The organism is Desulfobacterales bacterium (assembly GCA_028704555.1).
In the GTDB taxonomy this organism is placed as follows: domain Bacteria; phylum Desulfobacterota; class Desulfobacteria; order Desulfobacterales; family JAQWFD01; genus JAQWFD01.
Genome location: JAQWFD010000065.1, coordinates 1 through 8,198, shown reverse-complemented (window position 1 = coordinate 8,198; position 8,198 = coordinate 1). Strand labels below are relative to the sequence as shown.

Below are 8,198 nucleotides of genomic sequence, written 5' to 3'. Positions count from 1 at the left end.
GCCCTATCAAATTCATTATTATCGGAATACGACAATAAAGTCATATCAAGTTGAATTTTAAAATTTTTCAGAAAAACCCTGTCAAGTCTTTTTTTAGCTACTTTTTGTTTTTTCGCTGAATAGTTACGATAGGTGTTTCTAAAAATAGAAGAAAAAAGAGCAAACATTGAGTTCAAATTTATACTTCTTTATAAATGGAACGATTTGTATTATGTGAAGTAAAATTACCTCACTATCGATACACTTACAAAGGGGTTTTCGTTCAGGCACTATATATGATATCGGTGTCATGAATCTCAAAATCACGGGCATCCATGGCGCCATACGCTGTTGAAAGCCCCAGAACATAGGCACCCAGATCATTGAGACGGATCTGCATCAACCCGTCACACTGGCTCAGAAAAGGCTCTTCATCTGCGCCCCAGCAGGATCTGAATCCGGGCTTGGCATCCTTTGGATGTTTATAGGAAACATCCAGAAGCCCTAAGGTGGCGCAATATTGAAAAAGATAGATGAGCAGATATCGCAATTGTAACAGGGGCCAGGTATCATGATGGTCCAGATGGCCGTAATTTGGATCGCAGAAATAGAGTTTCCAGTCGTAGTTGGTCATCTCAAAGGTGTAAGATTCAGACAACATGAATCTTTCCATTTCATCCACCGTAATCCATCTGCCGGGTTCAAGGCAGGCCAAAGCCTCATTGATCACGGGCCGTCGGCGAACGGGTGATGTCATGGTCCGTTCCTTGACAGCCTTTTGCCCCTTGACGGCGGTAACCTGGCAGTACTCATCGATAATTTTGGTTTTTTCCCATTTTTCCCAGATCGTTTTAATTCCCTGGGCCAGATCTTTTTTCAATGCCTTGGTGCCGTCCCCGGTTAATTTGAGAAAAATTCCGTCAATGGTTGCAAGTCCTCCCCCCTGGAGCAGCAGGGGCCAGGCAAAAGCCTGTATGGGATCAAGGTCATTATCATAAAAATCCCCGTCACACAGACTGTCTGAAATTTTTTTAATGGTTGCAGCCGTGGCGCGGCCTGTGGTTGGGCTGACCCTGATTTCCTTGTTTTCCACCAGGGTAAGCAATGTGTTCAGGTTCATACAGGCGGCACGGGCTGTGTCTCTGGCAGTTAAATCCGGGGCAGCATTCAGATCATCATAATGGATCTTTTCAGATGCGGGCCGATTAATTTTTTTTCCCAGGACGGCCATCAAATCCTGCGGGATTTTCCCGTTAATAAAAAACAGATACAGCAGGTGCATTTCTCCTCTGCCCCCTGTCGATTCCACCTCGGGAAGCGTGCCGTATTTGGCATGAAACTGTTTGCTTTTAAAACAGCCATCCCAGCTGTAAACGGCCTCAGCCAGTGCATTGACTGCTATGGGATCTAATTCAGCAATAATATGGTCAAGATTTTTAAAAACCGTTGCTGTGATGTGTTCGACCAATTCAGCTTTGCGTGTGGGATTGTTTTTGCCAGAGATTTGAGTTGATCTACCCGGTATGTATCCTCCAGCGCCTGTTTCAGTGTCTTGTAATCTTCTTGAAATCGTGTCATTATTTTCTCTTTGTTATGATGCTGAATTGAAAATACGGCAATGATTGTCTTTTAAAAATTAAGCTTATCAATAGCATAAGAAACAATGACAGGTAAATACGGCCTATGGAAAAAAAGAACAATAAAACAGTTCGGTGTTACCGGCAGCTTCCCCCTGTTTTAAAAGCCATGGTCCAGATCCTTGCGATTCAGGCGTCTGAATTAAGGCAGATGGATATGATTTTCTGTCTGAATGCCCTGGAATTTGCGGATGAAGATAATATGCCCTTTGTCCAGAAGAGCTTTCAGCCCCTTGTGAAGGAACTTGAAAAACAGGGCCTTCTCATTAAAAAACCCAATGGGATAATCTGTCCTGAATCACTGAGGTCAACCGCTGTTCAGGATCTCGTAATGGCCGATCAGTTCCGGAAATTCGCTTTGGTTGTTCTGAAGACTGTACCGCTTCAAAAAACGTTTGATGGTCTTTTTTTCCGGAAGATTGAAGACTTTTACAGTGCACTTCAGATCGCTGTTTATGGGGGGGAATTCCATGTAGATATTGATCTTGTATATCATTCCGGCGCTCGCCAGTTACCCATGCTGTTTCGAGAAAACCCTCCTTTTCTGGTTCTCTTTAACCGTCCGTTTCAACCCCTGATGTTTGATCGTATCCCCCCGGAAACCGGATTAAAAGCCCTTGGATATATTCTGGCTGAGGCAGAAAAAAATTTGGAACCTCTCGGAGATGCGCTTGAATATTGTGTACAGCTATTGTCAAAAATGCCGGACCTGAAACCAGGCCATCGAACAATGGATTGCCTTTTACTCAGAGGGGAAATCAGCCTTCACCAGAAGCTTTCGGTCAAGCTTGAAGATTCCCCGTCCGGTTCAGCCCATATGGGATGGGCCCGGATGATTTGTGGCGACAATGATGGCGCCCTGGCCTGTTTTAATGATGCCCTGAGCGCCATAAAAAAAATTACCGGCAAAAGAAAAGTCTTTTTACCCGGATATGAAGGTCTGTTTTTTCTGTTTGCCCTGTTGAAAAGTACAACAGCTGAAGATCACAGGGCGGCGCTTGCCTATATTGATATTGCAGAAAAAGAGAAAAATCCCTGTCTGCCGGTCATGGCGGCCATGAAAAGCCTGTTTCAGGAAAAGCTCGGGCGTGTTGCCCTGCTGCAGGATTCGCTTGATCGCTGCATTGCACAGAACCACGGGGTTCTTTCTTTTTTAAGTATCCTTGTTATGACCTGGACGGATAAAAAAAGAGCCAAATCCCATATTTCAACCCTGGAGAGCATCAGAGAAAAAGCCTCTGAATCTGGCTATCGATGGATAGCAGCCGAGACAAGTGCATTGCTTGCGGAGCTGGGCAAAAGCATTAAAATTAACGGTGAGCGTTCAGAAAACATTCATAAAGCGTGTGGTACCCAAACCCTTGCCACTATGGTCAAGCCCATTCCCATCTGGGAGAAACATCTGAATTCCCTGATTCACATAGGTGAAGCGCTCAGCCGGAAGCCGAAAGCTGAAACAGCCCTCCAGGGGCAACGGCTTGTCTGGCTTTTGCAGCACAGCGAAAAATACAATACCTGCTATATCACCCCCCGCCTCCAGAAACGGTCAAAGGGCAGAACCTGGACAAAGGGAAGGGCCGTGGCCTTGAAAAATCTGTATGAAAATTACCCGACCATGGAAGGCCTGACGGCTCAGGACAGACAGGTGGCCAGTACCATCGTTGAGGAATCCTTTAGCAGCGGTTATCGTTATGCTTACCGTCAGACCAACTATCGCCTTGATGAGGACAAAGCCCTGCCGGCCCTTGTCGGTCACCCGCTTATTTTTCTTGAGGATGCGCTGAAAAGCCCTGTGGAGCTTGTTATGGGAGAGCCGGAGGTCCGGTTTCGTATTCAAAAAGGAAAAATTAACGTCCAGATGCAGCCCATGCCAGACGATGATAGTGACGGCGTTCTCATGGTCAGGGAAACGCCTTCCCGTTTTAAACTGGTCAGGTTTTCGGCCGAACATTTAAAAATTGCGGGAATTTTGGGTAAAAAAGGGCTGAGTCTGCCTGAACACGCAAAATCCATGGCAACCCGGGCAATTGCTTCCATCTCATCAATGGTTACAGTCAACTCGGATCTTGAAATCGGGGGAAACGGGCAGGTCAGAGAGATGGATGCTGATTCCACGCCCCATGTCCATGTGATGCCATGGCAGGAAGGGATCAAGATTGAGTTTCTGGTCAGGCCTTTTATCGATACGGGTTCCTACTTTAAACCCGGCCGTGGGGGAAGCAATGTTTTTGCCGATGTCAAAGGAGAAAAAGTACAGGCCATCCGTAATCTGAATCTTGAAAAAGAACGATCCCGCGCCGTGATTGCCCAGTGCCCCACCCTGGATCGCCTTGAGGAAGTCGGGGGGCAGTGGCTGGTGGAAGATCCTGAAGAGGCCCTTGAGCTTCTTTTTGAACTGAAAACCCACAAGGAAAATATCGTCATTGAATGGCCCCTGGGAGAAAAAATGCGGGTAAGATCCCAGGTGTCCTTCAGTGATTTCAAGTTGAGTGTTAAAAAAGATCGGGAATGGTTCAAGGCCACCGGCACATTAACCATTGACGAGAATCTGACGCTTGATCTGACCCGTCTCATGAAACTGCTCGATAAACCCTCCGGTCGATTTATCACTCTGGATGACGGCACATTTCTGGCCATTACCCTTGCACTGAAAGAGCGGCTTGAGGAACTGAAGACCTATTCCACCCCCCATGGAGATGGATTCCGATTTGCTCCCCTGGCAGTCCCTGCCATTGAAGAGCTTACCGATCAGGTGGGATCGCTGAAAAGTGATACGGCCTGGAAGGCCCATTGCAAAAGACTCAAAGAAATTATAGATCCCCAGGTTCCCGGAACCCTGCAGGCCCGTCTCAGGGATTATCAGGTGGACGGCTTTAATTGGCTGGCCCAGCTGGTTCACTGGAATGTGGGTGCCTGTCTGGCCGATGACATGGGACTGGGTAAAACGGTTCAGGCCCTTGCCGCCATTCTGCTGCATGCCGGCGACGGCCCGACGCTTGTGATCGCTCCCCTGTCGGTGATGGCCAATTGGCAGGAGGAATGCCACCGGTTTGCCCCCACGCTCAACCCCCTTGTCTTTGGCCCCGGCGACCGGCAAAAATTTCTGGATGACCTGGGGCCATTTGATCTTGTGATCTCAAGCTATGGCCTTCTCCAGGTGGAGGCAGAAAAATTGGCCGGTGTTACCTGGCAGACCATTGTGCTGGATGAGGCCCAGGCCATCAAAAATATGAAGACAAAACGGTCCAAAGCGGCCATGCAGCTTAATTCCAAATTCAGGATGATCACCACGGGAACGCCTGTTGAAAATCACCTGGATGAGCTCTGGACACTGTTTAATTTTCTCAATCCAGGCCTTCTGGGCAGCTTTAATCATTTTAAGGATTCGTTTGCCATTCCCATCGAACGGGATCAGGATAAAAAAGCCTCCGGGAGATTGAAAAAACTGATCCGGCCGTTTATTCTGCGCCGGATGAAAACCCATGTACTAAAAGAACTCCCGGAAAAGACGGAAATCACCCTTCAGGTGGAGATGAGCCGGGATGAAAGTATTCTATACGAGGCCCATCGTCTCAAGGCGCTTGAGAATATTGAGGCGGCTGATGATAAACCCGGGCAGAAGCACCTGCGGATTCTGGCGGAATTGACTAAATTGAGGCAGCTTTGCTGCAATCCTGCGCTGGTGCTTCCGGATACGGATATTCTCAGTTCCAAGCTTAAGGTTTTTGGTGATATGGTCGAAGAGCTGCTTGAAAATAGCCATAAAGCGCTTGTTTTCAGCCAGTTTGTCGGTCACCTTGCCATCCTGCGTAAATTTCTGGACGGAAAAAAAATCAGCTACCAGTATCTGGACGGCTCCACACCGGCCAGGGATCGCCAGGAGCGGATCAACGCATTTCAAAACGGGGCAGGGGATCTTTTTCTTATCAGCCTCAAGGCAGGCGGTTTTGGTTTAAATCTTACGGCCGCCGATTATGTCATTCACATGGATCCCTGGTGGAATCCGGCCGTGGAGGATCAGGCATCGGATCGTGCGTACCGGATTGGACAGAGCCGGCCGGTAACCGTCTACCGCCTGGTGGTCAAAGGCTCCATTGAAGAGCAGATTCTTAATCTCCACAAGGAAAAACGGGACCTTGCAGAAAGCCTGCTGACCGGCAGTGACATGGCCGGCAAAATTTCGGCTGAAGATCTGCTTGGGCTTTTACGGCATGCAGCGTAAAGAATGATTGAGCTCCCGCCCATGCATGGTGATTTTTCTGCAAAACATGTCAGAAATACCAGGTTGCAGCTACCGACAGCAGGGGATGTTCCTCAAAATCCTGAAAGTCTGATGGATAATCTGCCCCTTTGAACACCGTGCCCCACAGCAGCGTGGCGGAAATATCCAGATCCTGCAGGAGATTGTACGTCAGGGAAGGGGAGGCAAACAGTCCGGTTCCGTCGATGTCTCCGATGACAAAGACATCACCCCGCAGCAGGGGGGTAAGGTCAAAGCCCAGGGCGATTCCCGCATAATGCCGGTTGAAGGTCAGAAACTGGTTGGCAAGCAGGGCATAGCGGTCTTCGGTTATTGCGGAACTCAGGCTGTCCGAAAAAGCCGAGAGCAGGTCCGGGTTGCGGCTTAAGGCATTCTGGTTGTAAAAATATTCGATCAGGACATACAGCCCGTTGGAAAAGGTATATTCAAAACCGCTGCTGGCCTGAACATATGCCCCGCCGTTGTCCGGAACCGAATACAGCAGGCTTGCGCGAAGCATGCCGGCATGGACAATGGACGCCCCATCCATGCCGAAAATATTTTTCCGGGAAAGTCTCCCGCCAAGAGCAGCGATATCCGTATTTCCGGTTGTCGTTCTGATCCGCCAGACCGCATGGGTATTTTTATTGATGAAAATATTCGCATCGAGCCGGTCCTCTATCCGTTTCGGGGCATAGACAAAGCTGATTTCAGTGGCAACGCCCGGATAATATTCCACCCTCAGTGCATCGGTTCCTTTCTGATCTTCAGCGCCTTCCACAAACGTCGGTGAAATGGGATTCAAAATATCCAGGGGATTCCAGAGCCGTCCGCTGCCGAAGCGAATCTGCTGCCGGCCGGCGGTGATGGTGAAACGGCCGGTAACGGCTTTAATGTAGAGTCGATGAAGTTTTATCCGGTACAGCAGATCCTCTCCGATGGATACTTTCCGGGAATCCGTATACAGGTCGTTGAAATCCGATGGAAACCAGAACTGTTCAAAGGCGCGGGTGCCGATATGATTTGCGGCGTAAATTTCATTATCGATGTCGGCATGGATAATGAAATTGTCATCGGCTCGATATTCCGGAGAAATCCTCAGGCGGTTTACATCCGTGAGAAGATCGCTTTGAGGCGGCATTTCGCTGTCAGTCGAGGCCTCATCAGATGATGTATAAATGAACTGGTTCTTGTACTGGCCTTTGAGGGAAAATACCGGCTGCTGATCCTCAAATTCCAGCAGGTTGTCTTCCGGAGAATATGAAAGGGAGTTTCCGGGCTGAGCGGCATCCGCTGAGGATAACAACAGGAGGGGAGATAACATCAATGCTGAAAACAGAATCAATCGGAAACCATGGATGAAAAGAAGCTGCCGGAAGGATTCCGGAGGCATGAGATGCCCGAAAACTGAACGGTATAAGGATAAAATGGTCTGATAGGGATTAAACATTAAACATGGTTACCCGTTATTCGCGATTGCCGGCAGATTTTCGGACATCTGAAACGATCTGGCCGTCTATCATGTTGATCAGTCGATCCGATCGCTCCATTACCATTGGATCATGAGTCGAAAATAAAAAGGTGATCTGTTTTTTCCGGTTCAACGCATGCATCATATCCAGCAGGTGCGCGCCGGTTTTCTGATCCAGATTGGCGGTGGGTTCATCTGCCAGCACAATATCCGGCTCCGAGACAATGGCCCTGGCAACTGCCACCCGCTGCTGCTGACCGCCGGACAGCTCGTGGGGCCGCCGGTCCATTTCGTTTTCAAGGCCGACTTCTTTGAGCACATGTGTTGAACGGGCCTGGCGGTCTTTTCCAGAGATTCCCTGCAGCATCAGAATATATTCTACATTTTCAAGAGCGGACAGTACCGGAATCAGATTATATGCCTGAAAGACAAAACCGATTTTATGAAGCCGCAATTCAGCGGTTTGCTTAGGCTTCAGTTCGTTCAGCAAAATATCTCCGATCCGGACATTTCCGGACGTTGGACAGTCAAGGCCGCCGATGATATTCAGCAGGGTGGTTTTTCCGGACCCGGACGGGCCGGCTATGGCCGCAAATTCACCAGTCTCGACCGTAAGATCGATCCCCCGGAGTGCGGGCACTGTTTTTCCATAGGCCTGATAATTTTTATGAATTGCCTCAAGTATGATAACACTCATGCCATTCATCCAATAATCGGTTCATCCATATTTATTTTTGCGAGGCCCTTAACCCAAGTTCGCCAATTTAGATCAAGGCTTGGCGTCATTCGGGGGCTTGGCGATTTTTGTGGTCACTACTCATTTTGCAGCATATCGTTTCCTCGGTAGCGGGACCTCCTTGAGTCCCAGGTT

Annotated in this window: 4 protein-coding genes; 1 reads left to right on the top strand and 3 read right to left on the bottom strand. The window is 48.7% G+C overall.

Going from position 1 to position 8,198, the window contains the following annotated elements:
- Positions 1-262: 262 nt before the first annotated feature.
- Positions 263-1,447, bottom strand: a complete 1,185-nt coding sequence (locus PHQ97_15450) for a hypothetical protein (protein ID MDD4394126.1) — start codon at positions 1,445-1,447, stop codon at positions 263-265.
- A 215-nt stretch (positions 1,448-1,662) separates the two neighbouring features.
- Between PHQ97_15450 and PHQ97_15445 the strand changes: the two genes are divergently transcribed.
- A complete protein-coding gene (locus tag PHQ97_15445; protein ID MDD4394125.1) occupies positions 1,663-5,838 on the top strand; it encodes a DEAD/DEAH box helicase in 4,176 nt (1,391 codons plus the stop codon).
- 49 nt (positions 5,839-5,887) lie between these two features.
- Here the strand turns inward: PHQ97_15445 and PHQ97_15440 are convergent, their stop codons facing one another.
- The gene (locus PHQ97_15440; GenBank protein ID MDD4394124.1) at positions 5,888-7,249 is read right to left on the bottom strand and encodes a hypothetical protein; all 1,362 of its coding nucleotides are present in this window, start codon (positions 7,247-7,249) and stop codon (positions 5,888-5,890) included.
- Positions 7,250-7,322: 73 nt separating this feature from the next.
- The gene (locus tag PHQ97_15435; protein ID MDD4394123.1) at positions 7,323-8,024 is read right to left on the bottom strand and encodes an ABC transporter ATP-binding protein; all 702 of its coding nucleotides are present in this window, start codon (positions 8,022-8,024) and stop codon (positions 7,323-7,325) included.
- Between the last annotated feature and the right edge of the window lie 174 nt (positions 8,025-8,198).

Excerpts from the sequence above, each read along its gene's own strand:
- PHQ97_15445 (MDD4394125.1), top strand. The coding sequence starts at position 1,663 with ATGGAAAAAAAGAACAATAAAACAGTTCGGTGTTACCGGCAGCTTCCC.
- PHQ97_15440 (MDD4394124.1), bottom strand. The coding sequence starts at position 7,249 with ATGCCTCCGGAATCCTTCCGGCAGCTTCTTTTCATCCATGGTTTCCGA.
- PHQ97_15435 (MDD4394123.1), bottom strand. The coding sequence starts at position 8,024 with ATGAGTGTTATCATACTTGAGGCAATTCATAAAAATTATCAGGCCTAT.